1 protein-coding gene and 1 pseudogene are annotated in these 641 nt (G+C 65.8%); one reads left to right on the top strand and one right to left on the bottom strand.

Going from position 1 to position 641, the window contains the following annotated elements; all coding sequences use genetic code 11:
• Positions 1-99: 99 nt before the first annotated feature.
• Positions 100-502: pseudogene (locus F6Q13_RS19430) on the bottom strand (integrase); the annotation flags it as partial.
• On the opposite strand from F6Q13_RS19430, the gene F6Q13_RS19425 reads away from it, so the two are divergent.
• On the top strand, positions 449-641 hold a 193-nt coding region (locus F6Q13_RS19425; RefSeq protein ID WP_293059980.1), incomplete at its 3' end, for a hypothetical protein. The pseudogene F6Q13_RS19430 and the gene F6Q13_RS19425 overlap by 54 nt on opposite strands.

Here is a 641-nt window from a genome sequence, read left to right as displayed (position 1 = left end):
GGGAAGATGCCCACGACGTCGGTGCGCCGCCGGATTTTTTTGTTGAGCCGTTCTTTTATCCGGACCTCGGGGGCGCTTCAACCGCAGAGCTGGTCGGTGTCAGCGGTTGAGGCGTTGGAGGTGGTCGGTGAGGGCGTGCGCGACGCGGTCGTGGCGGGCGGCTTCGTCGGTCCAGCCACGGGTCTCGGCGTCGGTTTTGAGGGCTTGGACGTCGGCGAGTTGCTCGGTCAAGGCGTCGCGGAATTCGGGTGCGGTGATGTAGTTGTCGCAGGTTTCACAGATGTTGGCATACGGGCAAGCCCCGGCGGCGGGTTGACGGGCGCAGTAGCCATGCGCGACGCGGGTTTTCAGCATCTCGCTGTGTAGCCAGCCGACCTTGTCGGGCAGGATGGGTTGACCTACCGGGGTGTGGGTGAACTGGCGGCGAATCTTGCCCATCGCTTCTGACGTGACCGAGCAGCGCCATCAACGCTGGCAGGCTCATGCCGGCATTCGCGAGCTCGGAACTGCGACGGGTCTGACCAGGATGTCGCCGCACCTGGTGAAGGTCGGCTTTGCCGAGATGCTCCGCGGCGTAGGAGTCCAGCGCTCGCAGCGCCGCGGCTACCCGTTGGCGACGCCGGGTGCCCACAGGGGTGAGA

Source organism: Mycobacterium sp. (genome assembly GCF_008709575.1).
In the GTDB taxonomy this organism is placed as follows: Bacteria; Actinomycetota; Actinomycetes; order Mycobacteriales; family Mycobacteriaceae; genus Mycobacterium.
This window is presented reverse-complemented; position numbering and strand designations above follow the sequence as displayed.